At 44.2% G+C, this 26,676-nt stretch carries 26 protein-coding genes; 12 read left to right on the top strand and 14 right to left on the bottom strand.

Annotated elements, in window-relative coordinates:
• The first annotated feature begins 176 nt into the window (after window positions 1-176).
• A complete protein-coding gene (locus AAA942_RS01770; RefSeq protein WP_338218508.1) occupies window positions 177-2,033 on the top strand; it encodes a sensor histidine kinase in 1,857 nt (618 codons plus the stop codon).
• Complete coding sequence (locus AAA942_RS01765) at window positions 2,026-2,664, top strand: response regulator transcription factor (RefSeq protein ID WP_338218507.1); 639 nt, start codon at window positions 2,026-2,028, stop codon at window positions 2,662-2,664. Before AAA942_RS01770 ends, AAA942_RS01765 begins: the two co-directional genes overlap by 8 nt.
• A gap of 123 nt (window positions 2,665-2,787) precedes the next feature.
• Here AAA942_RS01765 and AAA942_RS01760 read toward each other — a convergent pair whose 3' ends face one another.
• A complete protein-coding gene (locus AAA942_RS01760; protein ID WP_338218506.1) occupies window positions 2,788-3,237 on the bottom strand; it encodes a GNAT family N-acetyltransferase in 450 nt (149 codons plus the stop codon).
• Between the two features lie 246 nt (window positions 3,238-3,483).
• Between AAA942_RS01760 and AAA942_RS01755 the strand changes: the two genes are divergently transcribed.
• Complete coding sequence (locus AAA942_RS01755) at window positions 3,484-3,867, top strand: hypothetical protein (RefSeq protein WP_338218505.1); 384 nt, start codon at window positions 3,484-3,486, stop codon at window positions 3,865-3,867.
• Between the two features lie 3 nt (window positions 3,868-3,870).
• Complete coding sequence (locus tag AAA942_RS01750; protein ID WP_338218504.1) at window positions 3,871-4,839, top strand: metal-dependent hydrolase family protein; 969 nt, start codon at window positions 3,871-3,873, stop codon at window positions 4,837-4,839.
• A 46-nt stretch (window positions 4,840-4,885) separates the two neighbouring features.
• Here AAA942_RS01750 and AAA942_RS01745 read toward each other — a convergent pair whose 3' ends face one another.
• Window positions 4,886-5,791: a ceramidase domain-containing protein gene (locus AAA942_RS01745; protein ID WP_338218503.1), complete on the bottom strand. Its 906-nt coding sequence runs from the start codon at window positions 5,789-5,791 to the stop codon at window positions 4,886-4,888.
• A 26-nt stretch (window positions 5,792-5,817) separates the two neighbouring features.
• Window positions 5,818-7,038: a hypothetical protein gene (locus AAA942_RS01740; RefSeq protein ID WP_338218502.1), complete on the bottom strand. Its 1,221-nt coding sequence runs from the start codon at window positions 7,036-7,038 to the stop codon at window positions 5,818-5,820.
• Between the two features lie 133 nt (window positions 7,039-7,171).
• On the opposite strand from AAA942_RS01740, the gene AAA942_RS01735 reads away from it, so the two are divergent.
• On the top strand, window positions 7,172-7,984 hold the full coding sequence (locus AAA942_RS01735; RefSeq protein ID WP_338218501.1) for a universal stress protein: 813 nt from the start codon (window positions 7,172-7,174) through the stop codon (window positions 7,982-7,984).
• Window positions 7,985-8,104: 120 nt separating this feature from the next.
• Window positions 8,105-8,554 (top strand): D-Ala-D-Ala carboxypeptidase family metallohydrolase, encoded by a 450-nt coding sequence (locus tag AAA942_RS01730; RefSeq protein WP_338218500.1) that lies wholly within the window; start codon window positions 8,105-8,107, stop codon window positions 8,552-8,554.
• 31 nt (window positions 8,555-8,585) lie between these two features.
• Here the strand turns inward: AAA942_RS01730 and AAA942_RS01725 are convergent, their stop codons facing one another.
• From AAA942_RS01725 to AAA942_RS01705, 5 genes are all read right to left on the bottom strand, one after another.
• Window positions 8,586-9,143, bottom strand: a complete 558-nt coding sequence (locus AAA942_RS01725; protein ID WP_338218499.1) for a CIA30 family protein — start codon at window positions 9,141-9,143, stop codon at window positions 8,586-8,588.
• Between the two features lie 40 nt (window positions 9,144-9,183).
• Complete coding sequence (locus AAA942_RS01720) at window positions 9,184-9,678, bottom strand: thermonuclease family protein (RefSeq protein WP_338218498.1); 495 nt, start codon at window positions 9,676-9,678, stop codon at window positions 9,184-9,186.
• 93 nt (window positions 9,679-9,771) lie between these two features.
• Window positions 9,772-10,167 carry a hypothetical protein gene (locus tag AAA942_RS01715; RefSeq protein ID WP_338218497.1) on the bottom strand — a complete coding sequence of 132 codons (396 nt, stop codon included), beginning with the start codon at window positions 10,165-10,167 and terminating at the stop codon, window positions 9,772-9,774.
• Window positions 10,168-10,171: 4 nt separating this feature from the next.
• A complete protein-coding gene (locus AAA942_RS01710) occupies window positions 10,172-11,038 on the bottom strand; it encodes a hypothetical protein (RefSeq protein WP_338218496.1) in 867 nt (288 codons plus the stop codon).
• 131 nt (window positions 11,039-11,169) lie between these two features.
• Window positions 11,170-11,898 (bottom strand): carboxypeptidase-like regulatory domain-containing protein, encoded by a 729-nt coding sequence (locus AAA942_RS01705; protein ID WP_338218495.1) that lies wholly within the window; start codon window positions 11,896-11,898, stop codon window positions 11,170-11,172.
• Between the two features lie 221 nt (window positions 11,899-12,119).
• Between AAA942_RS01705 and AAA942_RS01700 the strand changes: the two genes are divergently transcribed.
• On the top strand, window positions 12,120-15,353 hold the full coding sequence (locus AAA942_RS01700) for a DUF5689 domain-containing protein (RefSeq protein WP_338218494.1): 3,234 nt from the start codon (window positions 12,120-12,122) through the stop codon (window positions 15,351-15,353).
• A 90-nt stretch (window positions 15,354-15,443) separates the two neighbouring features.
• Here AAA942_RS01700 and AAA942_RS01695 read toward each other — a convergent pair whose 3' ends face one another.
• Entirely contained in the window at window positions 15,444-16,526 is a 1,083-nt protein-coding gene (locus AAA942_RS01695; RefSeq protein WP_338218493.1) for an alpha/beta fold hydrolase, read from the bottom strand.
• A gap of 132 nt (window positions 16,527-16,658) precedes the next feature.
• Here AAA942_RS01695 and AAA942_RS01690 point away from each other — a divergent pair, with 132 nt between their 5' ends.
• Both AAA942_RS01690 and AAA942_RS01685 read left to right on the top strand, forming a co-directional pair.
• The gene (locus tag AAA942_RS01690) at window positions 16,659-17,249 is read left to right on the top strand and encodes a Crp/Fnr family transcriptional regulator (protein ID WP_338218492.1); all 591 of its coding nucleotides are present in this window, start codon (window positions 16,659-16,661) and stop codon (window positions 17,247-17,249) included.
• A 75-nt stretch (window positions 17,250-17,324) separates the two neighbouring features.
• The gene (locus AAA942_RS01685) at window positions 17,325-18,035 is read left to right on the top strand and encodes a hypothetical protein (protein WP_338218491.1); all 711 of its coding nucleotides are present in this window, start codon (window positions 17,325-17,327) and stop codon (window positions 18,033-18,035) included.
• Window positions 18,036-18,095: 60 nt separating this feature from the next.
• On the opposite strand, the gene AAA942_RS01680 is transcribed toward AAA942_RS01685, so the two are convergent.
• A complete protein-coding gene (locus AAA942_RS01680) occupies window positions 18,096-19,112 on the bottom strand; it encodes a hypothetical protein (protein WP_338218490.1) in 1,017 nt (338 codons plus the stop codon).
• A 168-nt stretch (window positions 19,113-19,280) separates the two neighbouring features.
• Here AAA942_RS01680 and AAA942_RS01675 point away from each other — a divergent pair, with 168 nt between their 5' ends.
• Both AAA942_RS01675 and AAA942_RS01670 read left to right on the top strand, forming a co-directional pair.
• Complete coding sequence (locus tag AAA942_RS01675; protein WP_338218489.1) at window positions 19,281-20,525, top strand: cation:proton antiporter; 1,245 nt, start codon at window positions 19,281-19,283, stop codon at window positions 20,523-20,525.
• Window positions 20,526-20,692: 167 nt separating this feature from the next.
• The gene (locus tag AAA942_RS01670; RefSeq protein WP_338218488.1) at window positions 20,693-21,406 is read left to right on the top strand and encodes a GIN domain-containing protein; all 714 of its coding nucleotides are present in this window, start codon (window positions 20,693-20,695) and stop codon (window positions 21,404-21,406) included.
• Here AAA942_RS01670 and AAA942_RS01665 read toward each other — a convergent pair.
• The 4 genes from AAA942_RS01665 to accC are packed head-to-tail and all read right to left on the bottom strand — an operon-like array spanning window position 21,403 to window position 25,193.
• Window positions 21,403-21,771, bottom strand: a complete 369-nt coding sequence (locus AAA942_RS01665; protein ID WP_338218487.1) for a hypothetical protein — start codon at window positions 21,769-21,771, stop codon at window positions 21,403-21,405. The genes AAA942_RS01670 and AAA942_RS01665 overlap by 4 nt on opposite strands.
• A 56-nt stretch (window positions 21,772-21,827) precedes the next feature.
• Window positions 21,828-22,418 (bottom strand): Maf family nucleotide pyrophosphatase, encoded by a 591-nt coding sequence (locus AAA942_RS01660; RefSeq protein ID WP_338218486.1) that lies wholly within the window; start codon window positions 22,416-22,418, stop codon window positions 21,828-21,830.
• Window positions 22,393-23,697, bottom strand: a complete 1,305-nt coding sequence (locus tag AAA942_RS01655; RefSeq protein WP_338218485.1) for a DUF1015 domain-containing protein — start codon at window positions 23,695-23,697, stop codon at window positions 22,393-22,395. The genes AAA942_RS01660 and AAA942_RS01655 overlap by 26 nt, the downstream gene beginning before the upstream one ends.
• Window positions 23,697-25,193, bottom strand: coding sequence for an acetyl-CoA carboxylase biotin carboxylase subunit (gene accC, locus AAA942_RS01650; RefSeq protein WP_338218484.1), 1,497 nt, complete (start codon window positions 25,191-25,193; stop codon window positions 23,697-23,699). Before accC ends, AAA942_RS01655 begins: the two co-directional genes overlap by 1 nt.
• Before the next feature lie 183 nt (window positions 25,194-25,376).
• On the opposite strand from accC, the gene AAA942_RS01645 reads away from it, so the two are divergent.
• Complete coding sequence (locus AAA942_RS01645; RefSeq protein ID WP_338218483.1) at window positions 25,377-26,627, top strand: aminotransferase class I/II-fold pyridoxal phosphate-dependent enzyme; 1,251 nt, start codon at window positions 25,377-25,379, stop codon at window positions 26,625-26,627.
• Window positions 26,628-26,676 lie beyond the last annotated feature (49 nt).

The following is a 26,676-nucleotide window of genomic DNA, read 5'->3' as shown; positions in this document are numbered from 1 at the left end:
ATGAAATGGGTGTGTTAAGTCAATCCGGCTAATCGGACTATGCATATTCAACTCCAATATTCGATGAGTTTGTCCGGGCTCACAATACCTAAAAATTGGTATTTTTCAAGACCCTTGTTTTAAATACGGGTCAATCTTTATCTTGCTTTTGAATTCACCCCATTCACCTGTACTTCTTGGGCATCACTCATTATCCTTGGATTAAAACTCCGGCCAAAGTCCTGTGTACTCGCATTCCACTTTGGGCTTGCGCTCTATTTTTACTTTTACTGAGTGCTTGTTCGGACAAAGGCGTTGAAGTTCCTTTTGGGGTATTTCCTGATGAAAACCTTAGCCCTACCTGGGCTTGGGAGCGATCAGACACCCTTCAAAAAAACAGAACACTATTCAACCCCGGCATCACCCGATCCCCTTGGTGGATGAGCTTCACCCTAAGCAATGAGACTGATTTTGAAAAAGAGTTGATTTTTGTTCCCAACAACCCACATATCAATCAAATCCGGGTATTCACCAATGGTTCTTCTACTCCTTTCTTGGAATTGGGGGATAATTTCCCATTTGAGCAGCGTCCATTCTTAGATAGGGACTTAGTCATTCCGATTACCTTGCGGCCTCACAGCCAACAGGAATACTTGTTGCGTTTGGATAAAGTGGGCGAAACTTTCCATATCGAACCTAAAATTTTTGAATTCGAAACTTTCCAGCAAAAAAAGTCCGATGACACCCTAGTGATGGGCTGGATTTTGGGTTGGATGTGCATCATTTTCCTATTTGCCCTATTTTTTGCAGCAGAACTCAAATCTTGGAGTGGGGCCATTTATGCTGGGTATGTTTTGGCTATTTCGTTTTGGTTGGCTACCCATTGGGGTCTGACCTTTGAATACCTCTGGCCTGGTGAAACCACTTGGGTAGGAAAGGCCCGTCCTTTTTTCAATCTGCTGACCCAAGTGATGATTTTACTCTTGGTGATTCGGTTTTTCCCTCCTCAGAAAAGAGGAGAAAAGATGGCGATTATAATTTGGGCAACGATCATCTTTCAGGTCATCTTGCTTATTGGAGTAGCTTTTATTCCTACAGTCATGGAAACCATTACCTCAAAGGTTCTTCTATTACAGGTGACTGGGGTAGTATCCCTGCTTTCCAGCCTATTGGTCCTGATTTATTCCTTTCAGCAATGGAGAGCGAATGTGCCTTTAGCTGGATACTACCTGCTTGGAGTCGCATTTTTGGCACTTTTCGGGATCATTCTTCAGCTAAACCAGAAAATTTTACCCTTAGGACTTCCCTCCTATTTGGTGGATTATGGCAGTGCCTTTGGACTGATGGGTGAGACAGGAATGATCACAGCAGCCTTTGCCCGACGGGCTTCCATTTTCAAAAAGGAAAAGGAAAAACTGACCATTGAGATATTGGAAAAAGAAAAGCAGGTAGCTGACCAATTGATTCAGGTACAAGAAGAAGAGCGAAAACGACTCGGAAGAGATCTCCATGACAGTATCGGAGGTATGCTGGCAAGTCTTTACCTAAAAACAGAAACAATTCAGTCCAATAGCCCGGAGAAATCCATTGCTGAATTGCGGCAAATGATTGAGCGAAGCATTCAGGAAGCCCGTTCACTCAGCCATAACCTCACCCCTCACCATTTGGAAGAAAATGGGCTGGAAAATGTACTCCAAGTACAAATCAACCTTCTTCGTCAGAAATATCCCTTGGACATTAATTTTTATTTTCATTTAGACTCCGTGGTCCCCCAAAGCCTGCAATTGATGCTTTACCGGATCTCCAATGAGCTGCTTCAAAACATGGTAAAACATGCCCAAGCTACCGAAGCCCTGCTGAGTATTTCAGAAATTGATGGAAAAATTGAATTAGTGGCAGAAGACAATGGAGTGGGGATAAATCCTGATCTTCGCAATAAAGGAATTGGTCTAAAGAATATTCAAGAGCGAGTAGCTTACCTCAAAGGTAGCCTGGAACTGGAATCCAGTCCTGCAGGTACCACCATAACGATTACCCTACCCCTTCATGCTTAACTTCTCCGAAATCAGCATAGTGCATATCGACGATCATCTGCTATTTGCACAGGGGGTATATTCTCTAATCGGTAACGAAACCTTTATTCAAAACTTGGTCCATGCCGAGACGCTCAGTGAAGGTTTGGAATTGGTGAAAAAATCCCAACCTGAGCTGGTCCTGCTCGACTATTTTCTGCCCGACTCCAAGGGGGTGGAATCGATCCGAAAGCTGAGAGATACCTACCCAGATTGCCGGATAATCCTACTTACCATGGAAAACAATCCGGAGGTCATGGAAAAATGCCGTCGGGAAGGGGCGATTGCTTACCTGCCTAAATCCATCAGCAAAAAGGCTCTGGTCGAAGCCCTCGAAAATGCTATTCAAGACATTCCTACCTTTCCACAACTTAGCCCTGATCCACCTTTAGTACAAGAGTCCAAATCCCGGCTGAATATCCTAAGCAAAAGAGAAAAGCAAATTGCCGAATTGATAACTCAAGGATTTACCTCAGCTGAGATAGCCGAGCAGCTTTTCCTCAGCGAACTCACCGTCAATACCCACCGAAGAAACCTCATTCACAAACTGGGTCTGAAAAATTCTGCCCAGCTTGTAGCCTTCATTGAGAATTTGAAATTTAAAGAGTCTTAGAATTTGATAAGGTTAATATGTTGAATAAAAGCTAATTAACGTCTATTATCTTTAGGATACTTGAAGTGAATTCGATCAAAAGCTAAAAATGAATCGTTTTTGGTCTTGATGGCTTTTTAGCAACTATTTTCTCTTCACCATCTCAACATGCTCGATCCCATCCTCGTCGTAGGTCTCCCCTTCTGCTTCAAACCCCAAAGACTGATAAAACTCTAAGGCATAAGTCTGAGCACCCAAGCGAATCGGCACCTGACCATAGAGCTGCCTGCAGGCTGAGATCGCCTCTTCCATTACTTTTCTACCCAGCCCCTTTCCCCGGTAGGCCGGAGCAGAAACTACCCTGCCGATAGCCACCTCTGCATAAGATAGTCCAGGAGGTACGATCCGGCAGTAAGCGACCAATTCCCCCTCCTGAAAAAGGCTGAGATGATGGCATTGCTGATCCTTATTATCCATATCGAGAAAGACACAGTTCTGCTCCACCACAAACACCTCGCTGCGAAGACGGAGAAGCTGATAAAGTTCTTCGGTGCTGAGTTGATCGAAAGTTCGGAGATGGATTTGCAAGTTCATGATAAGTGGCGGTGATTTAGGTCTCTACAGAGGAGGAAAACGAATATAGGCCAAAACTCTCCCTGACTCCTCCCCTTTTACCTGAAGGGAGATATTTTCCTTTTTTCTGCAGAAAGTTGAAAATAGTTGGGGAAGCGAAAAACCAAAAGCTTTAATTCAGATTATACTCAGTAAAGCAGTTCTTTTTATCTACTTTAAAGCTTTATGCTGGATTCAGTCCCTTTTTCCATTCCAAATCCTTTTCCTATGCGCAGGCGTTCTTCATTTTTCCAAGAAATCAGGTTAATCCATCTTGCCTTTTTCCTGAGCTCGATCTCCATTCCCTCTTTTGGTCAGGAAAGCCAGCGGATCGCATTTGAAAATGTCCGGGTCTTCGACCAATGCACCCTGTCGCTTTCCTCTCCTCAGCATGTGCTGATAGAAGGTAATCGCATCCTTCAAGTCAGTAAAGACCGGACAAGTGAAATGAAGAATGCACCCATCCAAATCGCGGGAAAGGGTAAAACTCTGATTCCCGGACTGATTGATGTGCATGTTCATCTGGTTTTTGGCTCTCTGAGTATGGTGGAAATGATGTCCCCCGGCCTGAATCAAGAGATTATTTTGGATAAATCCGGTAAAGGGGCTTAAGAAATGCTCCTCAGGGGTTTTACCAGTGTGAGGGATGTGGGCGGACCGATTTTTCCTTTGAAAAATGCCATTGATCAGGGAAAAATCCTTGGCCCCAGAGTATGGCCCTCAGGTGCGGTTATCAGCCAAACTGCCGGACATGGAGATTTCCGTACGCCTCAAGAGCGATCTCGGAAGTTTTTTGGACAGCCTTCGCGGGCTGAGTTGTTCGGGGCTACATTCATCGCCGATGGCAAACCGGAAGTACTGACCGCAGTCAGGGAAAATCTTCGCTTTGGAGCCAGTCAGATCAAACTGATGGCAGGAGGCGGAACCTCCTCTGCCTATGACCCCATAGATGTGACGCAATACACACTGGAGGAAATGCAAGCCGCTGTAGAAGCCGCGGAAGATTGGGGCACCTACGTGACCGTACACGCCTACACGGACCGCGCAGTACAAAAAGCCATTCAAGCAGGAGTCAAATGTGTGGAACATGGGCAGATGGTATCCGAAGAGACGCTAAAACTCATGCCGGAAAAAGGCATTTGGCTGAGCCTTCAAAATCTGATGGAAGACAGTCCGAATATGGACCCGGCAAGAAGAGAAAAGCGAAAACCCGTACTCGAAGGCCAGAAGAGAGTTTGGGCCAAAGCCAAGGAACTCGGTGTAAAACTTGCTTGGGGGACTGACTTTTTGTTTGAACCTGAGCTGAACAAAGAACAGAACGCTTACATTTTGAAGCTTCAGGAGTGGTTTTCTCCTGCTGAAATCCTAAAAATGATCACTTACGACAATGCCCGCCTATTGGCCCTTTCGGGAAACAGAAGTCCTTATCCCGGAGAATTGGGCGTGATTAAGGAAGGAGCTTTGGCTGATTTGATTTTGGTGGATGGGAATCCTCTACAAGACCTTTCCCTTTTAGCCCAACCGGAGGAAAAATTTCTGGTGATTATGAAGGATGGAAAAGTAGTGAAAAACAAACTGGACTAGATGTAATTTCAGTTTTTGCAAGTTTCGGAAATGGGATTGACTAGGCTTATCCTTTTGCCTCCCTTTCCTCGGACCGGAAATAGAGAAAAAGGCAAACGTACATTCCGCAGGTCAGCACATGCCAGATTGCGTGGCCCTGAAGCAGGGAATCCGGACCAGTAAACTGGTCGGAAATGTCCAAATCACGGATTTTGGATCCCAAAACAAGGCAAAGCAATCCTGCCAAAAACCAGCGGAATTGAAGGTATTTTCCCGGCGTAATGGCACTCACTCCCGCAAAGAGGAATAGGATGCCACTTAAGTAACCTGAGATTTCTGTGAAGGAATACTCCCATTTGTAGTAGGTAAAATAAATCGATCCCAGAACGACCAAAACTGACAAAACCGGCCAGGTTGGGAACAAGCCTTGGGTTTTCGGAACCCGCATTTTGGGAAGCCAGCTGCCAAGAGCAAAGGAAACCAATACAATCAAGGTAGCATACATCGCTCCGACATCACACTGCTGTCCGTAGTGTGTCAGAGAAGCATGAAAAAATCCACTGCCCAAACCCAAATACAAGCCTGAAATGCCCAAAAGGAAAGTTTGTAAAGGAGCAAAGGTGAGATAGCCCCGATTTAAGGGAAGTTTCTTTTTCCAATCGTAAACCGCCAAAGTCATCGCATAGCAGCCAAAACAGACATAAAAGATATTAGACCAAGTATTCATCCGAGTTCGGAAAACACTGTCCGGATAGATTCGCTCCCCGTATTCGGGATAGAGAAATTCCGCTGCGGGTTTCCAATCAGACCAGACCGGGACATCTTTCAACCACCAAAAAATCACCAGAGCGATCAAAAGGACTAGTCCGGTTCCACCCAAGGCAAAACTATGCACCCAGGCGGGAATTCCATTCAACTTCAGCCGTTTGCTTAGCGGAAAATTTATTTGCTTGGAGCGGGATTTGGATGCCATGGATCGGAACTTGACTTGGGTTCGGATTAGAAATTATCCATGGATACAGCTGAAATCCCAATACTTGGCTGATCACCGGTAATCGTCCAGGCAAAGAAGACCTGATCTCCAAAAATCTCCATTTGGGGAAAACCGCTTCTCCTGCCTGCATCCATAGGGGCTACCTTATGCTTTGGGAAGTCTTTTCCTTCTCGGTTGATTTTTTTCACCATCAAAAAAGTGGAATCCCCGGCCATCTCCATCCAGGAAACCAAGCCTTCTTCTTCATTGAGCAAGGCTACATCCACTCTACCCAGAGCGTCTAAAGTGCTGATCACTTGCGCTTCGGAAAAATCCGCCCCACTGTTTTCAGAAAAAGCTACTTTCACCGCAGACTGCTGCTCTGCATCAGTGAACCAAGAAGCAAGTACCGTTTGACCAAGAGCTGCCACTTTAGGACCGTTCACAGGGCAGCCGGTGATTTCCCAGCTATCGGGGTGAATAATTCTAGGCTCGGTCCATTTTCCCCTGACCAAACGGGTGATCGCAATATCCCTGATTTCCCGATCGGAGCGATTTCGATATAGGATGATCGGACCTTCGGCGGTCAGGGCTGTGGTGGTCTGACAGCAGTCACAGGTGCGGGCATCGAGAAGTTCATCCCAAAGAACTTTTCCTTCCAGGTTCACTTCAGCTACACGGAGCGTCATAGCACCGGCTGATTCATGGATGGAATGATCGTGCCCTCCCGAGGTATTTCTCCCATCCAGCCAAGTGACCAAATAGCTACTGTCCGAGTAGGCAATGGAACTGACAAAACCATGCTCGGTATACGTGCTATCCAGATTCAGAGGCATTTGGGTTTTCCATCTCTTTTCCTTTTTGGAATAAGCCTGAAGCTGAACATCATAGGAAAAAGTAGCTGGGGAGGACTTCTTCAGGATATGAGCCAGATAATTCCCCTGATTTTCGACAATAGCTGGAAAATCCGCCCAATTCACAAACCAATCCTGTCCTTGGGTGATGATTTCCGGAGTGGACCAGCTTTCACCGTCCCAACTGGAATAAAAAAGTGCAGAGGTTGAGTCATTGATTGGGGAAACAAAGGATAACAGTAGCTGATTCTCTGAGGCTGAAAGGACAGGTAGGGAAGCAGTAAGAATTCCCGGAAAGGGAATAGGCTCGGGTTTCCAGTTGTTTTCTTGTGGATTTTGGCAGGAAAATCCCAATAGCAATCCACAAATGACGATAAGCTGAAAAGATTTCATTTGATAAAAGTAAGGATTGGAAAGGTGGAATGGAGGATTTTTGAAGGTAAAAAAAAACAGAAAACTCAGGTTTTTTATACTCTTTACCAGTGGAAAAATTTAACTTATAAAATCAATAAAGCCAAAATTTACTATGCTTGAAAAAATAATCGTCCCAGTCGATTTTTCCCCGGAGGCAGAAAATGCACTTTGGTTTGCCGCAGAAATTGCAAAACGAAGTCTTGCACATGTCACCCTTCTTCATGCCGGGAGTCAAGCAGAAAATAAAGCTCAAGAAGAAGAAAAATTGAATAAACTCAGGCAAAAGCTCAAACAGCACTCTGGGGAGGAATTGAGTTGTAGTGTTGAGCTTTCTCCAGTGGATCTTCTCGAAGCGATCAAAACAAGAATAAATTCCGGAAAGGCCGATCTGATTGTGATGGGAACCAAAGGAGCGAGCGGATTGAAGCGGATTTTGATTGGCAGCAATACCGTTCGTGTCATTTCAGAAATCAAAGTACCTGTATTGGTGATTCCCGGGATAGCGAGATTCACTGATTTTCATAATCAGGGAAAAAACAGGGTGGTATTGGCCACTGATCTAGAGGAAATAAAAGATGAATCAGGACTGGATTTCCTGGATGAATTCGTAAAGCTGATGACCCAGCTCAAGCTAAGAATACTGAACATCCGCCAAAAAAATACCAAACTAGACTATGAGAAAAGGCTACTTAGAAAGAGTCTGTTGTCTTCCTTTGGCCAGGATGTGGATGCCGAGAAAGCCACGGTTTTCAGTTCCAACATTTTGGACGGAATTCAATATTACCTGGATAAAAATGCGGATACAGGTTTGATAGTAATGATATCAAAGGAATCCCGAGGGCTTTTTCAGCGGCATTTTACTCATGAAATGGCGGCAGTCACACACTATCCCCTTTTGGTATTGAATGAAAAGACTGAAATATAATTGTCTCTGAAAATTAGAATGAAAAATGAGATAGGAGTTCTCACTTTTTCCTACTTTGGATAAGTAGTTAATTTTCAGCGTTTACGACTACTTTTTGTTCCAATTTTTAATTCCACTCTCATGCAACTCACCAAAAACTTCCCACTTCGGGAACTGCTCCGCTCTCAGACCGCCACCCGATGGGGCTATGAGGAGCAGTTTTCACCCGAACCTGTAATCATCGATAATCTCCGTCTGCTTTGCGAGCATGTCTTACAGCCACTAAGAGACCGTCTCGGTCGGGCAGTATTTGTCAACTCCGGCTACCGAAGTCCCCGCGTCAATCAGGCGGTAGGCGGATCAAAAAGCAGTCAGCACCTTACTGGACATGCAGCAGATATCGAAACAGGGCATCTCAGCATTGAACAACTCTATCAGCGGATCAAAAATTCAGACCTTCCCTATGATCAATTGATTCAGGAGTTTAATCAGTGGGTACACGTTTCGTTCAATCCTCAGGGAGGAAGGAGACAGTGCCTTCGTGCGACACGGGGGCAGGATGGAAAGGTGAAATACAGCGTGGATATTTGACGGACTCAGATAAAAAAACTTGCAGAGAATCTCAAAAAAACTTCAGATAATCAATCTGCAAAGTGAAGCTTCCCTCCTGCTTATCGGCCAAAATGAAGCCGATCCGCTGTAAGTCTTTCAGTCCACCGGGATCAATTCCCTGAGCGATCAGATTTCCCATTCGGCTGATTTCCAATTCTTTGAGTTCAAATCTAAAGATTTGCCAATCTTCCCCTTTTGCTCCAAACTTTTTACGGTACTTGGGAAGGTAGAAGGGTGTTTCCTTTTCAATCAGCAGCTCAAACTTCCGATCGGTATCTGACTTGAATCGGATTTCGCAAAAAGTGAATTCAGAAAGATCATACCGACCGAGTGGACCTCTAAGAGATACAAATCCCCCATTATTTTTTAAGGACACGGTCCCGGAAAACAAAATTCCTTCCTCAGTAAGTCTTGCTTGCGATTGGGATAGCCCGCCCATGACTCCATCGTTGATAATAGTCCATCGGCCAAAGTTTTTCCCTTCTCCAAAATCAAAAATCAACTCTTTTTCCATCCCGATTACAATAAAGGATACCCAGAATACCCCAATCCAATTCATCAAGCTCATGAAGATAGAAAGGAAGAAAAGGACCTTTTGTTTAAACTTCTTATTTCCAAAGCCCTCTTTTCGCAGACCTGGCTTCTTTCTCCAGCTTTTGAAAAAGGGATTGATACTTTACATTCGGAGGGTATGTAGCTACTTGGGCATACCCCTCCCTGACCAGAATTGCATTCACCATGGCACCTGAGGAAAGATAGGCATAGGCCAGAGTCCGTTTGTAGCGATCTGTCTTCTGCACATCAAATTCCAGCGTCACCTGTTTATTGAGCAAAAGCCGCTTGGCATAGTCGCTGGCTTCTTTCCCAAAATACTCCACCTCTTTTGAACCAGTCCTTCTGGATTCCGGTGCATTGATTCCGATCAGACGGATTTTTTCTTCCTTTCCCGAAGGATACGTCACCCAAAAGGTATCCCCGTCAGAGACTTTGAACACCGTAACTGCTGTGGTTCTCGTTTGGGAGAAAGCGGGTTTTTTGGGGCCACAAGAAAATAGAATGGCTAGAAGTAAAAGAAAAAAAGGAATCTGGCTTTTTGTATTCATAGCCTAACCTACTGAAAAAGGAAGGCCTAGGTTGTTCATTGTTTAAAAATATCAGCTTTGGAGAGAAGTTTAGACGGAAATTGTCCCAAACATTTAATCGGACTTCCACAATTCCAGAAGACCTTGGAGATTGCTGCCTATTTTTTCGGGATTTTTTTCCAAAATGGCAGCTCCCAAAACCAGAATTCCTGCTGCCACATCCATTGCTTTCTGGATATTTTTCAAATCCTTGATCGTATCCTGAATTTCCTTGGTCAGACCCTGGATTTGCTGAATGGAGGTTTGAGCCTCATCCATGACTAACTGGGCAGCAAAGGCCAACATATCTTCGCCGGATTTAAGAATGGCATATTGAGAATCACTGAGTTCTTTGTTTTCCTCCAAGCTGAGATCATCCCAATGGGTGTAACGATACTCTCCAATGGCCATTCCTAAAAAATAAAATTGGTCCGAAAGCGTCCGAACTTGTTCGGGAGTGAGTTTTGCCATGGTTTCAGCGGTTTAGTTGATTAAACTCCTGGTATAATTTCTGGATTTCTTCCGAATAGCCCAACAGACTCTGTGTCAATTCTTTGAGGGAGAGCTGATTCCTTTCATCGTAAAGCTTTTGATGACCTTTTGCTATTTCATTGAGACTTTTCGCATAGACATCCAAGAGTTTTTCCTTTTTCTCAATCTCCTTCAGGCTGAGGTAATAGGTTCGGACCGCACTCTGATTTTCAAAATCAGAATCCAAAGTCCTCCCCATCATCATGTCCTTATATTGGCTGTACAAACGGGCTTTTTTAAAACGCAACTCTCCTTTTAGATCCTTAGAAATCAGCATTTGAAACTTCCCAAGCAAAGTCTGCAGAGGAGCATTGGCCTCCTCCAGATATTGGGCGATTTTCTTTTTTCTAAATCCTGTCAAAGCAACATCAGAAAGAAGATTTGAAAGAGCTGCATAGGCCCCTGCTTCGGATTCATTGATACTCACCGGTCCATATTGCTCGGCAGAAAGAGCCTCAAATACCCGGTCTGTTTGATAGGAGGTTAAGTCCTTTCCGGCCAGTTCACCCAAACCCTTCAGATAGTCATAAATGGTGGTATAAAAGATACCTGTGACACTGTCAGCTTTTGAATACAAATCGCAGGAACAGGACAATTCCAGTTGGATGTCCAAGGTCCTAATTGCTTCAACCCTGCATCGGTCTTCACAATGATCCAGAAAGGAATAGCCTAATTCATTGTAGTGAGCCACATTGGCTGTTGCAGTCTCAGCAAATTCACGGACTCCTTTGAGACTGACACAACTTGCCAGCAATAAAGGGAATACAAAACCGGGGAGTATTTTCCCAAAAGTGTAAATAAAGTGGCTCATGGTGAAAAAGATGGGAAGAAATAAGAATTGAAGAAGGAATGGAATTTACTCAATCCTTCCAAAAAAAAGAAAAAGTCCTAAAGCCCATTCCTACTTGATAGAAAAGCAAGTGAAAAGAGCCCAATTCTTTCTCAAAAAGTGACCGAAGCTACTCCTGTACTGTTGGGATTGATGTTTGGAAAGATGGTTTTCTGAGTTTGAGGATCCACATAGGTGTTGCTAAGAAATGAATCTCCATAAGCCCGAATATAAATCGTCCCGGTAGGTGCTATTCCGATTTGATTGAGCTCTACCGGAGTAAAAACCCTGTAATAGGGAGTATCCTGGACTACATAGACCAGAGAAAACCCCTTGTAATTGGTGTATGAAACATCCGGACTATCACTGAAAAAATACCGGATATACCGCCGATTGGAATTATTGGCTTCCGGTGAGGTAGTTGAAAAAGTCTCAATGGCAGTTCCTGTTACTTGGGCGGTTATCTCTGTCACAGAAGTAGTAGACAACTGACCCAGAGAAGGAATATCAGTAATCGGAGTCAATGAAGATTCATGTTTGACTTCTGTTTTCTTAAATGTTCCATATCCCTCTTTTTCAAAAACGAGGGTATAGGTTCCAAAAGGCACATCAGGAATAGAAAATTTGCCTTCATTGTCCGTTAAAGATGAACGGGTTGGGGATAAATTTTCAATAGTGATTCTCATTCCAGAGGGATTGAGGTTGGTAGAGCTTTCATCAAAAAGAAAGACAGAACCAGAGATAGTGCCTGAAGTCGGTAGCGAGTCCGGATCAGTATTAGTTGAACCGCAAGCACCTAGAACTAGGGATGAAAGGAACAAAATAAGAACTCGGATTTGCATAAGGATCAATACGTTTACTCTGCAATCTCAGGGTAATTTAGTTTTTAAAAAAGAAAATTTTGCTTTTTTTAAGCCGATTACTAGTCCATCATTTCATTTTTCAGGTGAAAAAACAAAATGAGACCAGAATGCTATTTTTTTTTTAACCAAATCGTAATCCAATAATTTTCCAAAACCCGAAATCCTATTGCACTTTGCAAGACTTATTTAAATTCAATTTTATGGTAAAAAGCTTCTACTCTCTCTTTTTAATCCTTCTTGGTCTTCTCCCGTTTTCCGGCTGGTCTCAGGAAGTGTTTATCAATGAAATCCATTACGATAATTCCGGAACGGATACCGGAGAGGCAATCGAAATCGCAGGTCCTGCAGGTATCGATTTGACAGGCTGGTCTATTGTGCTTTACAATGGAAGCGGAGGAGCCGCTTATGACACAAAAAATTTAAACGGAACCATACCTGACTCAGGAAACGGTTTTGGATTCGTGGTACAGACATATCCAACAAACGGAATCCAAAACGGAAGCCCTGACGGAATAGCCCTGGTGAATAACGGAACAGTCGTTCAGTTTTTAAGCTATGAAGGATCCTTCACTGCGGTTGGTGGGCCTGCCGCCGGGATGACCAGTACCGATATTGGTGTACAGGAACCAGGAACCACTCCAATTGGATTTTCATTGCAGCTGAGCGGCAATGGTAAAGTGTATTCCGATTTTTCATGGCAAGAAGCAGCAGCCAATACCTTTGGAGCAGCTAATACTGGCCAAACTTTAGTTTCAGAGCCTACCCTGTTCGTAAATGAATTCCACTACGATAATACCGGAGGGGACGTCAATGAAGGAATCGAAGTAGCAGGTACAGCAGGTTTGGATCTCGCTGGATACAGTCTTGTACTTTACAATGGAAACGGAGGGGCTTCTTACGGCACCATCTCTCTTTCAGGGATCCTTCCCAACCAAGACAATGGATTCGGTACGCTCTTTTTCTTTGCTCCAGGCCTTCAAAACGGCTCTCCGGACGGATTTGCATTAGTCGACCCAGATGGCAATGTGATCCAGTTTTTGAGTTATGAAGGAAACTTCGTAGCTACAGATGGCCCTGCCAACGGTTTGAGCAGTGAAGATGTGGGAGTATCACAAGTCTCAAGTACACCTGTTGGCACCTCACTACAGCTTCAAGGTACGGGAAACAAATACGAGGACTTCACTTGGTCAGAAAGTATTGCTAGCACGTATAATCAGATCAACACTGGCCAAAGTTTCGGTGGCGTGATCGTCGATCCTGAGCCAGTCCTGATTTCCATTGCAGAGGCCAGAACCAAGCCTCAAGGTTCCGAAGTATTGGTGAAAGGTATTTTGACCGCAAGCGATCAGTTTGGCGGTCCTGCATTCTTGCAGGATGAAACGGGAGGAATCCCGATTTTTGATACCCAGATCCATGGAGCCGGATTATATCAGATCGGAGACGAGATTCAGATCTTGGCCAGCGTAGGTGCCTTCAATCAGCAGATCCAACTCGGAAATGTGACAGAGATCGAACTGATCAGTTCCGGTAATCCCATCTCACCTAGAGTAGTTATTATTGCAGAGATCAATCCAAGTTTGGAAGGACAGTTTATCCAGATTCCCGCAGCTGCCTTTGCTATTCCAAAGGGACTTTTATTCCCTGAAAGTAACTATGTAATCACTGACGGTACCGGCACAATTGACCTGAGAATCGACGGTCAGGTGAGCAGTTTGATCGGCAGGGTGATCCCAGCTGATGCACAGACCATCACCGGAGTATTGGGAAGCTTCCGGGGCACTTTGCAATTATTCCCAAGGTTCATTGCTGATTTGCCGGGTACTACTCCTTTTGAGCCGGCAGGATCGGATATTCCAGCTGGAGAGACCTTGGATGTGATGACATGGAATATGGAGTTCTTCGGAGCTACTATCAATAATTTTGGTCCAAATGATGTCACACTTCAGGCCGCCAATGCCCTTCAGGTATTCCAAGCTACTTTGCCTGATGTGATCGCTGTACAGGAAGTGAGTGATGAGGATCTTCTAGCCAGCCTTGTAGCCCAATTGCCCGGATATGCGGTGATCTGCTCCGACCGATTCTCCAGATCTTTTGAAGAGCCGGATCCTACCTTCCCTCCTCAGAAGCTCTGTCTGATTTACAATACCGAGGTGATTGAAATCCTGGAGACCAAGGTCTTGTTTGAGCAAATCTATGATGAGGCCAGAATGGGCTTGAACAACCTTTTGGATGGCTATCCGACAGGCACTCCATCTTCTTTCTGGTCCAGTGGACGATTGCCTTGGCTGATCACTGCCATAGCAGATATCAATGGGGTAAAAGAAAAAATCAACTTCATCAATATCCACGCGAAGTCAGGCTCATCTACTGAGGACCTGGAAAGAAGAAGATTTGATAATCAAGCGCTGAAAGACACCTTGGATGCCTACTATGCAGAGGAAAACATTATTCTTCTTGGCGATTATAATGACGACTTGGATGAATCCATCGGATCAGGACCAAGCACCTATGAGGTCATCACCAATGATCCGGATTTTGATGGAATCACCGTCTCTTTGAGTGAGGCAGGACTGAGATCATTTATATTCAATGACAATGTGATCGACCACATTACCCTTTCTAACGAATTGTATGACAATTATCTGGAAGGCTCAGAGACCCTGTTTATTCCATTTAATCTGATTCCAAACTATGCCAATACCACTTCAGACCATTTGCCGGTTTCTGCTAGGCTTTTGGCAGGGGATCCACTAGTATCTGATGCAGGTGAAGGTGGAGTAGTCTACTTGGGATATCAACCAATGGAGAGTATCACCCTCCGTGCTGCCGATGCTACCGGAGGAAATGGTGCCTACACCTACTCTTGGAGTGATGGTCAAATGGGTCAGGAAATCATTGTTTCTCCAACAGAGACGACTACCTACACCCTCACTGTCACCGATGAGGCAGGAAATGTATTCACGGATGAAGTCACCGTATGTGTTGTGGATGTGAGAAGCGGAAGAAGAGGAGACCGTGTTTTGGTTTGTATACCTTTAGGCAATTCAGGCAGAACCAGAACATCGAGTGTAGCTCCACAGGCAGTGCCGGCATTGATAAGAAATGGGGCCACTTTGGGAGCTTGTGGTACGATACCTTGTGAGACTTTAGGCAGCCTAGATCCAGAGCCAGGTTTCAAATCAGCCAAAATCAGACGATTCTTCCCTAATCCAATGGATTCAGAAATCCATCTGGAATTGGATCAGCCGATTACTATAGAGGTCTCCTATGTCTTGTTCAATCATAGGGGGCAACCAATCAGCAATGGTGTAGCTGAGTTTGTGGATGGAAAATTGAGTCTGAATTTCCCTGAAAATCAAATGGAAAGAGGCTTGTATTACCTACACCTGAATCAAGGTCAGGAGACAAAAATTGTACGACTACTGAAACGTTAACCACCAGAAAAACAAACTAAAGCCCGGTCAGTTGATCGGGCTTTTTTTCTTTTTTAGGAGATAGAGGGCTTTTCCCTAAATGAAAATCAATCATTTCCCATCCTGAGAAAGCGGAAAGACCTGATTCACTAAAACCATTAAAAATTTGCCCTGCTCCTCCAAAAAAGGCATATGACCACTGTATTCGAAGGTAACGAGTTTCTTTTGGGGAGCATTTATCCTCTTCACGTAGTCTTCAACAGACAGATAAGGGGTTTGCAGATCATGCCTTCCCATCATAAAAAACACAGGAATTTGAAACTCTTCAGGAATTTCGGCAACGGGTCCATTGGGAAGAAGTCTTCGGGTGATCCAGGGCATGCTGACATCCAGGCTTTTGATTTCCTGATCGCTGTACTCAGGAGATAGGTTTGGAAGTGAATAATAGAGGGAAAAATCCGGCTTGCCGTACCAGCCCCCATTGAAATATCTCGACCATTTCCTGACGGCAATCAGTTTCCGCATGGGAGTGGATCCATCCGTCGCGGGATAGGGAGCCAAAGAGCGAAGCTCATTCAGGGCGGTTTCATTTCCGTCGGCCTCAGCAAGCCGCATGACTTGATCGTAGATGACTTTCTCCGGATTGCCTCCTGCCATCTGCCCCACTCCGATATAAGCATGGAGCTTTTGGGGAATTCTTGCTGCCATTCTAATTCCCAAACTGGACCCATAGGAATAGCCCATCAGAAAGATTTTATCCTTTTCCAGCTTTTCCAGAAGATAATCAACCAATACATAGGCATCTTGGACCAAAGTCCTAAAGCTCAATTCATCAGCCAACTGAGTGGTATCGGAGGAAATCCAGTTTTTGCCGCTGCCTCGCTGATCCCAATTGACAACTGTGAAAAAATCCTCCCATGGCGTCTGATAAGCCCAAGCAGCAGGCATCAATGGGTTGGCAGGTCCACCATGCAAAACCAAGAGAACAGGGTTATTCCTGTCTTTTCCACGGATGCTGATCCATTGCTTGGCTCCGTTCAGTTCTACCTGTTCCAGAGTTTCTATTCCGTTGGGGGTGTGAATTTCCCGTAGGCCCTTGATCCATTCCTTGGATTGACTCAGAGAAGGTTCTTGGGCAAAAACGCCCACAACACTCAAGATGCAAAGAGTGACGAGTGAGAGAATAGGTTTCATAAAGGATAAGGATTGGCACAAAGCACTTTGTAATCAGTTTCTTTTGATAAGCCCTAATTTGAAAAATTTGGTTAAACTTTCTTCCTATCCGCTTCGATAAACTCCTAAACCCAAAGACCTCCTTCTACCACTATGGCAAAATTTCCTCCCGGTACATGGGATCAATTAAGGGACTACTTTTCCAAAATAGCCCCGATCAGTGTAGCAGAGTTTGAAGATCTGAAACCCTCCTTCTCCCCTTCCTATTTTCCAAAAAACAGCTTTCTACTCCGTCAAGGTGAACTTTGTCTGTCCATGTACTTTGTCGTAAAAGGCTCATTTCGAATTTTCCATATCAATGACACCGGACAGGAATTGACCCGCTATTTTGCTTTTGAAAACAAATTCGGAACCAACTTGACGAGTATGATCGAAGGCAGTCCTTCCGTAGAAAATCTTCAAGCCGTGGAGCCACTGTTTGTTCTTGAGATCAAAAAGGCAACTTTTTTCCAGCTGGTTGAGACCATCCCTCAAGTCAACAAAATCTACCGAAACATCCTTCAGAATGCCTATATCACCTCCCAGCGCCGAATATATGATCTTCAGGGCATGACTGCTTTGGATCGTTTGAAGTGGCTTCTTGAGCAATATCCTTTGATACTCAGCCGTATCCCCAGCCGCTTAGTCGCCTCCTATTTGGGCATCAGTCAATACACGCTAAGCAGGCTGAAAAGCGAGCTGTAAAGTCAAAGTCTTGCTATAGAGCAAAACTTTCTGATTTTCCCCACTCTACTTTTGGAATGATAAAAATTCATTCCAATGACTTTAAAATCAAAACCTTACTTCCCGTTCAGCTTTCTTCTAGTCTTGGGTTTCTTCCTTCTGTCTTCCCAGAAAACAAAAGCACAGGAAACGGCATCGGCTATTTCTTCCAAACCCATTCCCTCCGGACCACCGATTCCCTTGGAACTGATGTTTGGTCATGAACAGCTCAATTTCCAGCTGATCGTGAAAAAGAAATTTACCCCTACCAGCAAATTTGACCTCTTGGTGATTTCGGTGTTTTCAGAAAACTGGGATAAGGAAAACCCAATCGGCAACTCGGTGGTCATTCCTTTTCAGGTTAACTACAGCATCGGGAAAAAAGGATTTGCTGTAGCAGCGGGAGGAGAAGGCAACTCCGTGGTGGGATTTAGCCCCTTGGTGGGGGTGGAACATAGCTTTGCCAATCGAAAATGGCTAGCCATAACCGTGCTTAATTACCTGATCAACGAGCAGCGGGATTTGAAACTGTTTGGTCTCTACGAGTTCAAACCTCCGATCAATGATACTTGGTCGCTTTACAGCCGGGTTCAGTTTGTGTACAATCTGGGTTTGGCAGAGAATCAGCACAATCGGAGTTTTCTTTATCTCAGATTGGGATTGAAAAAAGGCCCCTTGGGATTTGGCTTGGGAGCAAATTGGGATCAATACGGACCGGAAAAAGTTACCAAGGACAATTTTGGCCTTTATACCCGCTGGGAGTTTTAAAATAAAAAAAGCTGTCTCGGGATTTTCCAGAGACAGCTTGGTTTCTTGAATCGACTTATCTTATTTCTTCCCTACTGAAGCATAGGTCCTGGCAAAGTCCTGAGCATATTTTCTAAATAGATCTCTTGCTGCTGATTTATAAGTTTCCTTATCCATTTCTACAATGAAGGGGTCGAACTCAATGGTAGGAATACCCACACCAAAGATCTGTCCAAAAAGACTTCTTCCTTTTTCAGGGTCCTGATAGATTTTCGCATCAAATTCTTTGTCCGCCAAATATTCTACGATCAATTCTGCTGAAGCACCCGGACCATTTTTTCCCACAAAATCAAAGGTATTTCGGCTGATATTCATTTTGGGAATTACCTTGGTCTCTGCTGTAGTCACTTTTCTCTTTGTGCTAGCCTCCATCGAGGCGTCCAACTCTACCGTGGCAAAATTGATGTCAATGTTCTGTAGAAGCATAACGGCTCCGGTTTCCTTTTGGATGTTTCTTACCATTCCTATAAAAGGGACACCGCCTTTAGCTAAAGAATTTTCGTCAAACATGAATACTCCGTTTTCCGGGAACATCCTGACTTTGCTTTTGGTATCCTCGTCTGAATTTTTCTTCCCTTTGTTTGCAGTTTTGTCGGAATACTTTTCAGACATTTTTTGAAAACCTTCCGTCTTTACAAAGTCCTGAAGTGGAAGCACTTTAATGCCTGCTTTGGAAATTTCTTCTTCCAGAATCAATTGAAAATCATTGGCAAGCTCCTGGAAGTCAGCCAATTGCATATCTGTGTCCAGAATGGTGATCGTCTGTGCGGAGGATTTCGCCTCACCACCGTAGCTACCACCTTTACTAGCAGCCTCAAAGGTATTTTGAAGCTTGCTCAGCTTACCTTCTGAGACCACCACCTTAGTTTCGACAAATTTGTCAAAACTAACGCTTAGCTGGGGAATGGTCACGATGTCACTTTCTTGGGATATTTTATTGTAATGTCCCTTGGAACCAAAACCAGAAAACAAGTCCTGAGCCGGCAAAGTCGAGACAGCAAAGAGGACCATTAATAGAGTAGATGAGATTTTTTTCATAATCATTGAATTTGGGGTAGTTTTTAAAAGAGTTGCTACAATATTGCCCCCTAATTCTTGAGTTAGGAATACGTCAAATGACGTATATTTCCTTTTGTATCCCTGATCTAATCCCTTGGAAATAGACTTTGTGTGTCTATTTTAAAGCTCCAATTTAAAAATCAAGCCATGGACATTTTTGCTATCGTCACCGTCCTGACCATCTTATCTGCCGTTTTTGCCTACGTCAATACCAAGTTCCTCAAATTACCCTTTACGATTGGACTCATGATTATTGCCATGGGCTTTACCTTGGCAATTATTATTCTGGGACATTTTGAAAACCGGATATTGGTCCAGTCCAAAGAATTGATTGCATCCATTGACTTCAGAACTCTGTTGCTGGATGTCATGCTGAGCTTTCTGCTTTTTGCCGGAGCTCTTCATACCAAGCTGGAAGATTTAGCCAAACAGAGAGGACCGATCATCCTGTTTGCTACTTTCGGAATCCTTGTTTCTACGTTTATTGTCGGGAGTGCCTTCTACTATGTGGCGATGTGGATGGGTCATCCCATTGATTACATCTACTGTCTTTTGTTTGGAGCCTTGATTTCTCCGACCGATCCTATTGCCGTTTTGGGTATCCTCAAGGATGCTCAGGCTCCAAAAAAGTTGGAGATCAAAATTGTAGGGGAATCCTTGTTCAATGACGGAGTAGGTGTAGTGGTTTTTCTCGTTCTTCTTTCCATTGCTCAGCGGGGAATTGCCTCAGTAGATGCTCAGGATGTGGGATTTTTGTTTTTTGAGGAGGTCTTTGGTGGCCTGGCCTTAGGACTTCTGATGGGGTGGCTGGGATTTAAAATCATGAAAAGCATAGACCACTACGAGACTGAGGTTTTGATTACTTTGGCTCTAGTCATGGGAATTCATGCTTTGGCTGTTTCATTGCATTTTTCCGGTCCTTTGGCTGTGGTAGTGGCCGGGATATTTATCGGTAACAAATCCCCCGAAGTAGCTTGGTCGGATAGCACCAAGCTGTATGTCGATAAATTTTGGGAGCTGATGGATGTCTTTTTGAATGCCATTCTTTTCGTTCTCATCGGATTTGAACTGCTGATTGTCACGCTGAATGGAGAATACATACTTTTGGGCCTTTTGGCCATTCCGGTCACCTTGATTGCCCGATATTTGGCCTTAAAGGGACCTATTGTCTTTTTCAACAAAAGGCTGGAATTCATACCAAAAACTGACCTGATTATGACTTGGGGAGGAATCCGCGGTGGGATATCTATTGCCTTAGCTTTAGCTCTTGAGCCAGAAATGGAGCGGGACTTATTTCTGACAGTGACTTACGTGGTCGTGGTTTTCTCCATTATTTTCCAAGGATTGACTATCGGATCATTGGTCAAAAGGATTCTAGCCAAAAACACTTAAAGACAGGAACTACTTCTCTTCTTTATATCAAATACTGTCCGAATTCAAGACACAAGTGTTTCAGAAAAAGACAATTTTGATCCAAATCGCAAATATCTTCCCAAAGCCTATTGGACAAGTAGGAGAAGGTTTGTAATTAGTAGAAATATTCTCTTACCCCCACCCCTATGAAGTTCTCAAAATCAATCTTTTATACCCTGATTCTCCTCTCCTTTTTCTCTTGCAGGGAAAGAGACGGAAGCTCTGACAACCGATACGATGAAATAAAAGAACTCAGCGGAGTATCCAAGCTGAAAATAAAAGGGGTTTTTAATCTCATTCTTACCCAATCGGATCAGGAATCCATTCAGATTATTGGAAGTCAGAAATTGGCAGAGAAGCTCCAAATCAACCAAAATGGAGACTTGTTGGAATTGACGCTAGAGGATGTCAAAAGCAGTTTTTTTGAAATGGACGATTTGGAGGTAAGACTCTCCATTTCCGATTTGGAATCTTTTCAATTCAACGGAGTGGGAAATATTCAGACAAAGAACGCTTTCGTCACCGAAAAAACAGCAATCAAGGGAGAAGGAGTAGGAAATCTTGAACTGGAGATCGAGTCCAAACAAATCACGGCTGACCTCAACCTAGTGGGAAGTATGAAGCTAAAAGGTGAATCCCCCCTCCTTACTATTTCCAATGAGGGGATTGGAAATATTGACGCTTCTCAACTCAATGCAGAAAAAGTCAGCCTGTTCAGTTCTGGAATAGGCCGGGTGGCAGTTCACTGTACAGGAGAATTATCCCTCGAGGTCTCCGGCATCGGTGAGGTGAAGTACACCGGGAATCCCACTGTGATCAAGGAGAATGTCAGTGGGATTGGTAAAGTGACACGCAATTAAGAGGTAATCTGACAGACCGAGTTTTCCGGGATCCAAACTGGGGTCAGCTCTTCAATATTTTCGATAGCAATCCCATCATTACCCCCCAATATCCCCAATGAATTGCCTTGGCAGTCCAGTGCAATGATGGCAAAATTGCAGAAGGGACAACAATTTTGAAAAAAGAAGACAGTTTGCCCCTCGTATCTTCCAGACATCAAGTAGGTATATTCCAAGAGTTCCGAGTTTTCTACTTCTTCAATCGCAGCATTCAGCCAAGGAAGATCTTCTGTTGGATTTTGTGTACCGCAATACAGCAAGGGGTCTGTTTCATTGCAGGATGAAAACAGACAAAAGAAAAACAGAAGGAATAGTAATCGGTTCATGGGACATTTTATATCAGAAACGAACCCCTTTTCCCTGATGCTACAGTCTGTGTTGATTAGGTCCATTTTTTTAGCTGCTCATAGACCAAATGCAGCGGAAATCCCATCACTGTAAAATAGGAACCCTGAATGCTTTGAATACCGATAAACCCGATCCATTCCTGTATTCCATAGGCTCCTGCTTTATCAAAAGGTTTGTACTCCCGGATATAATGCCAAATTTCCTCCTCCTCCAAAAACCGGAAAGTGACTTCCGCCTGATCTTCCAAAGTCACACTCCGCTTGTGGTCTCGAAAAGTCACTGCAGTCATCACGGTATGAACCGCTCCCGAGAGACTTTTCAGCATATCAAAGGCTTCTTGCTCAGATTGAGGCTTGCCAAGGATATGCCCATTCTCGATCACCACGGTATCCGAAGTGATCAAAATTTCATCCTCCTTCAAAGTGTCGGGATAGCTTTCTGACTTCAATTTGGAAAGGTGAGCAGCCACATACTCCGCAGGAATATCAGCCGGTACATGCTCATCTATATCCAAGGCCTTTACAGTAAAATCCAATTCCAAACCTCTGAGCAATTCCTGCCTACGAGGAGATGCTGAAGCCAAAATCAGGCTTTTCTTCTCAATATTTTTCAAAAAAGGCTTCATAATTCGATTCAAATTCTTCCTGACGGATACTGGCGAAAAGCAATCCCCCCAGGGCTTTGGGATAAAAGTAAGTAGATTTTTGTGGCATCACAGCTCCGGATTTGCATACTTCCAAGACCTGCTCCAAGTCGATTTCCCGGGTGATTACTGCAAAGTCAGCTTTTCCTTCCCTTACTTCTCGAATGCATCTTGAGAAATTCCGTTCAAAAGCCAAGTTTTTGGATTTTCTTTGGTCCTCAGAAGTGATTCCCAGGATTTGGTGAAAAAGCACTTCATGCAAAATCACCAATTCTAAATTTCTCAGAGAAACAGGAAGTTCAGGTTTGATTTGGGACCAAAGCTCAGGTTTAAACTTAATGATCCACGCCTGATCTTTCAGTACCAGCCCAAAAGACCATTTGCGCTGAAAGGTGTACGTGGCAAGCTCCTCCGCATCTCCAAAAGGCCGCATATCAAACCATTGGCTAAGTTTTTCCAACAATTCTTCATCAGACAAGTCCAGTCCATAATAAAGTCTGTGGGTAGGAAGAATTTTCAGATCATTTCCATGGGCATTGGTGAAATACATCAGATGAAAGTCTGAACCTTTCCAAGTCAATTCAGGAAATGAATCCTTTTGTTGCTTTCGGTACTCAATCGCTCCTTCCAGTCTATGATGCCCATCAGCGAGAATCACTTGCTTGCTTTTCATTATTTCCAGAAACCTGGAAATAATCCGGGCATCATGGATGACTGCAAGTACTTCTCTGACTCCCTGATAATCCTCCACTTCGTACAAAGGTGAGGCAATAGCGGCATCCATGTATTTTTCAAGCTCCTGACTTTCATCTTCATAGAGTCCATGCGTCGGACTGGCCTGAATCTGAGTGGCTGCCAATAAATCTATCCGGTCAGTGACCGCAGAGACAATGGTACTTTCATGCCGGAGAATCTGATTTTCTGACCAATCATAGGCCTTGATCTGTGCGATAAAGCCCTTCCTACATCGCATTTCTCCTTCTCCGGGCAATCTAAAGTATTGGTAATACACATAGATTCCCGGCAGGTCGTCCTGCTTGAGAATCCCTTCATTTTTCCACTTTTCCAAGGTTTTTTGAGCCTGAACAGGTGGATTATCCCCTTGGGGTACAGATAGATGAATACTGTTAAAAGGATGGTGGTAAAGCATTTCCCTTTGCTTTTCTGAAACCACATCAAACAGAGGTGCTACCAAATCCTCTAATGTATTGGTCCACTCCTCGCTGTATCTCCAAGCCCTGAGAGGTAATACTTCCGCCATCAAATAAGTCGGTTTTTCCATTGGGTACTCGGTGCCGATGCCAATGGATTTTTCGGATTGATCTTTTGATCTTCCTGCTCAAAAAAGGCAACAGCCAAAGCAGCCAAAATCTCTTTTTCCTCAGATGAAAAGACCGGTTCCAGCTTGTCAGGAGTAAAATATCGCTCGACAAATTTGGTATCAAACTGTCCTGACACAAAGGCTTCATGCTGCAAGGCAAATCGACAAAAATCCAAGGTGGTTTCAATACCCGTAATTCGGTATTCGTTGATTGCCCGAATCATTCGGTCTATCGCATCCTGCCGGTTCTCCCCATGAGTGATCAGCTTGGCAATCATCGGGTCATAGTAGATCGGAATATCCATTCCTTCCTCAAATCCATCGTCCACACGGATTCCCGGCCCTTGAGGTCTGCGGTAGGTTTTGAGTCTTCCTATATCCGGAAGAAAGTTGTTTTTGGGATCCTCGGCATAGACCCTTACCTCGACGGAGTGTCCATGTATTTTCAAATCTTCTTGGGAAAAAGAAAGAGGCTTTCCTTCGGCAATAAGAATTTGTTCGCGGACCAAATCCTTGCCCGTGATCATCTCCGTGACAGGATGCTCCACTTGAAGACGGGTATTCATCTCCAAAAAGTAAAAGTTCAACTGATCATCTACGATGAACTCCACCGTACCTGCTCCATAATAATTGCAAGCCTTGGCTACACCTACTGCGGCTTCTCCCATTGCTTTTCGCATTTCTGGAGAAACAACTGCAGAGGGAGCCTCCTCAATCACCTTTTGGTGCCTTCGTTGGATAGAACATTCTCTTTCGAAGAGATGGACCGTATTCCCATGCTGATCACCCAAAACCTGAATTTCGATATGTCTGGGAGAGGTGATAAATTTTTCTATAAAAACCGCTCCATCGCCAAAAGCAGACTGTGCTTCGGAGACTGCTCTTTGCATTTGCTCCTCAAATTCCGACTCGGACTCCACGATCCGCATACCTTTTCCTCCACCACCGGCAGAAGCTTTGATCAAAATAGGGTAGCCGATTTCTGCAGCTTTCTTTTTGGCAGCGGCAATATCCGAAATGGCTTCTTCCGTACCGGGAACTAAGGGAATGTCATATTTTGAAACGGCCTGCTTGGCCGCAAGCTTGCTTCCCATCACCTCGATCGACTCTGGGGATGGACCAACAAAAATGATCCCTGCATCGGTCACTTTTCGGGCAAAGTCCGCATTCTCAGAAAGAAATCCATATCCGGGGTGAATGGCATCCACGTCCAGTTCCTTGCAGCATTGAATGATTTTTTCACCAAGAAGATAGGATTGATTTGAAGGAGGCGGGCCTAGGCAGACTGCCTCATCGGCAAATTTCACATGAGGAGAAAGGCGATCAGCTTCCGAATAAACGGCCACCGTGGCAATCCCCATTTCCTTGGCAGTACGCATGATTCTCAGGGCGATTTCACCCCGATTGGCAACCAAAAGTTTATTGATTTTGGGCATGTTCTCTACAGTTTTTTGGGCATGGATTGAAGTCCGAGGACGAAATAAGGAAATAATGTTGACTATTGCCGATTGATCCAGAGAAATGAAACTGAATTTTGCTTCAAAGGCAATTAAGTTTTATTTTTGGCGGATTTTAATGAATCCAATCATTAAACTAATACACCTAAAACTCTACAAGCTTTGGATCTATTTGCAAAATTAAAAACGAATATGGGCCCTTTGGGCAAACACTCTGGGTTTGCCGACGGGTATTGGTCTTTTCCTAAACTCGAGGGAGAAATCGCTCCCAGAATGAGATTCAAAGGAAAAGAAGTACTCACCTGGTCCCTAAACAATTATCTAGGTCTTGCCAATCATCCGGAAATCCGAAAAGCAGATGCTGATGCTGCCGCAAAATGGGGCGCTGCTTATCCAATGGGTGCCCGTATGATGTCAGGTCAGACCAATCTTCACGAACAGTTGGAAGATGAACTGGCTGCTTTCGTGGGCAAAGAAAAATCCTACTTGCTGAACTACGGGTATCAAGGGATCATGTCTGTGATCGATGCCATTTTGGACAGAAAAGACGTGGTAGTCTACGATTCCGAATGTCATGCCTGTATCATCGATGCCTTGAGAATGCACTTGGGCAAGCGATATGTATTCCCTCACAACGATATTGAAAACTGTGAAAAGCAGTTGGAGCGTGCCACCAAATTGGCTGCTGAAACAGGTGGTGGGATTTTGGTGATCACCGAAGGGGTATTTGGAATGACCGGCGATCAAGGCAAACTGAAGGAAATCGTAGAATTGAAGAAAAAATTTGATTTCCGACTCTTAGTGGACGATGCCCATGGCTTTGGTACCTTGGGTGCCACGGGTGCAGGCGCCGGTGAAGAGCAGGGAGTTCAGGATCAAATCGACCTTTACTTCTCAACTTTTGCCAAGTCAATGGCCTCTATCGGAGCATTTATCGCAGGAGATGCTGATGTCATCCTCTACTTAAGATACAATATGCGATCTCAAATTTTTGCCAAGTCTCTTCCAATGCTTCTCGTGGAAGGTGCTCTAAAGCGTTTGGAGTTGATCAGAACTCAACCTCAGCTGAAAGAAAACCTTTGGAAAATTGTGAATGCGTTGAGAAAAGGCCTTCATGAGAACGGATTCAGCACCGGAAAGTCAAATTCTCCTGTGACTCCTGTTGTACTGAATGGTACTGTGGGCGAAGCGGCAGCACTTTCTATGGACTTGAGAGAAAACTACGGTATCTTCTGTTCAGTAGTAATTTACCCAGTGGTGCCTAAAGGCATGATTATCTTGAGATTAATTCCTACGGCAGTTCATTCGCTTTCAGATGTAGACGAGACAGTCAAAGCTTTTGCTGCTGTAAAAGATAAGTTAGTTTCTGGAGTTTATAAGAATTCTGAGCTGGCACTTTCTTTCGGAGAATAAAAAAAAATTCAAAAAAAACGGCCTCAGGGTTGAATTAGTATGTATTTGG

Origin of the sequence: Algoriphagus sp. oki45, assembly GCF_036245605.1 — a bacterium.
In the GTDB taxonomy this organism is placed as follows: Bacteria; Bacteroidota; Bacteroidia; order Cytophagales; family Cyclobacteriaceae; genus Algoriphagus.
This window is presented reverse-complemented; position numbering and strand designations above follow the sequence as displayed.

Bases quoted from the DNA above. Each gene is read 5' to 3' on its own strand.
- AAA942_RS01750 (WP_338218504.1), top strand. From the start codon at position 3,871: ATGCTCCTCAGGGGTTTTACCAGTGTGAGGGATGTGGGCGGACCGATT.
- AAA942_RS01660 (WP_338218486.1), bottom strand. From the start codon at position 22,418: ATGAAGCCTTTTTTGAAAAATATTGAGAAGAAAAGCCTGATTTTGGCT.
- AAA942_RS01685 (WP_338218491.1), top strand. From the start codon at position 17,325: ATGACTTTAAAATCAAAACCTTACTTCCCGTTCAGCTTTCTTCTAGTC.
- accC (WP_338218484.1), bottom strand. From the start codon at position 25,193: ATGCCCAAAATCAATAAACTTTTGGTTGCCAATCGGGGTGAAATCGCC.
- AAA942_RS01735 (WP_338218501.1), top strand. From the start codon at position 7,172: ATGCTTGAAAAAATAATCGTCCCAGTCGATTTTTCCCCGGAGGCAGAA.
- AAA942_RS01745 (WP_338218503.1), bottom strand. From the start codon at position 5,791: ATGGCATCCAAATCCCGCTCCAAGCAAATAAATTTTCCGCTAAGCAAA.
- AAA942_RS01765 (WP_338218507.1), top strand. From the start codon at position 2,026: ATGCTTAACTTCTCCGAAATCAGCATAGTGCATATCGACGATCATCTG.
- AAA942_RS01655 (WP_338218485.1), bottom strand. From the start codon at position 23,697: ATGGCGGAAGTATTACCTCTCAGGGCTTGGAGATACAGCGAGGAGTGG.
- AAA942_RS01740 (WP_338218502.1), bottom strand. From the start codon at position 7,038: ATGAAATCTTTTCAGCTTATCGTCATTTGTGGATTGCTATTGGGATTT.
- AAA942_RS01755 (WP_338218505.1), top strand. From the start codon at position 3,484: ATGCGCAGGCGTTCTTCATTTTTCCAAGAAATCAGGTTAATCCATCTT.
- AAA942_RS01730 (WP_338218500.1), top strand. From the start codon at position 8,105: ATGCAACTCACCAAAAACTTCCCACTTCGGGAACTGCTCCGCTCTCAG.
- AAA942_RS01705 (WP_338218495.1), bottom strand. From the start codon at position 11,898: ATGCAAATCCGAGTTCTTATTTTGTTCCTTTCATCCCTAGTTCTAGGT.
- AAA942_RS01695 (WP_338218493.1), bottom strand. From the start codon at position 16,526: ATGAAACCTATTCTCTCACTCGTCACTCTTTGCATCTTGAGTGTTGTG.
- AAA942_RS01715 (WP_338218497.1), bottom strand. From the start codon at position 10,167: ATGGCAAAACTCACTCCCGAACAAGTTCGGACGCTTTCGGACCAATTT.
- AAA942_RS01710 (WP_338218496.1), bottom strand. From the start codon at position 11,038: ATGAGCCACTTTATTTACACTTTTGGGAAAATACTCCCCGGTTTTGTA.
- AAA942_RS01665 (WP_338218487.1), bottom strand. From the start codon at position 21,771: ATGAACCGATTACTATTCCTTCTGTTTTTCTTTTGTCTGTTTTCATCC.
- AAA942_RS01700 (WP_338218494.1), top strand. From the start codon at position 12,120: ATGGTAAAAAGCTTCTACTCTCTCTTTTTAATCCTTCTTGGTCTTCTC.
- AAA942_RS01670 (WP_338218488.1), top strand. From the start codon at position 20,693: ATGAAGTTCTCAAAATCAATCTTTTATACCCTGATTCTCCTCTCCTTT.
- AAA942_RS01680 (WP_338218490.1), bottom strand. From the start codon at position 19,112: ATGAAAAAAATCTCATCTACTCTATTAATGGTCCTCTTTGCTGTCTCG.
- AAA942_RS01720 (WP_338218498.1), bottom strand. From the start codon at position 9,678: ATGAATACAAAAAGCCAGATTCCTTTTTTTCTTTTACTTCTAGCCATT.
- AAA942_RS01760 (WP_338218506.1), bottom strand. From the start codon at position 3,237: ATGAACTTGCAAATCCATCTCCGAACTTTCGATCAACTCAGCACCGAA.
- AAA942_RS01725 (WP_338218499.1), bottom strand. From the start codon at position 9,143: ATGAGCTTGATGAATTGGATTGGGGTATTCTGGGTATCCTTTATTGTA.
- AAA942_RS01690 (WP_338218492.1), top strand. From the start codon at position 16,659: ATGGCAAAATTTCCTCCCGGTACATGGGATCAATTAAGGGACTACTTT.
- AAA942_RS01675 (WP_338218489.1), top strand. From the start codon at position 19,281: ATGGACATTTTTGCTATCGTCACCGTCCTGACCATCTTATCTGCCGTT.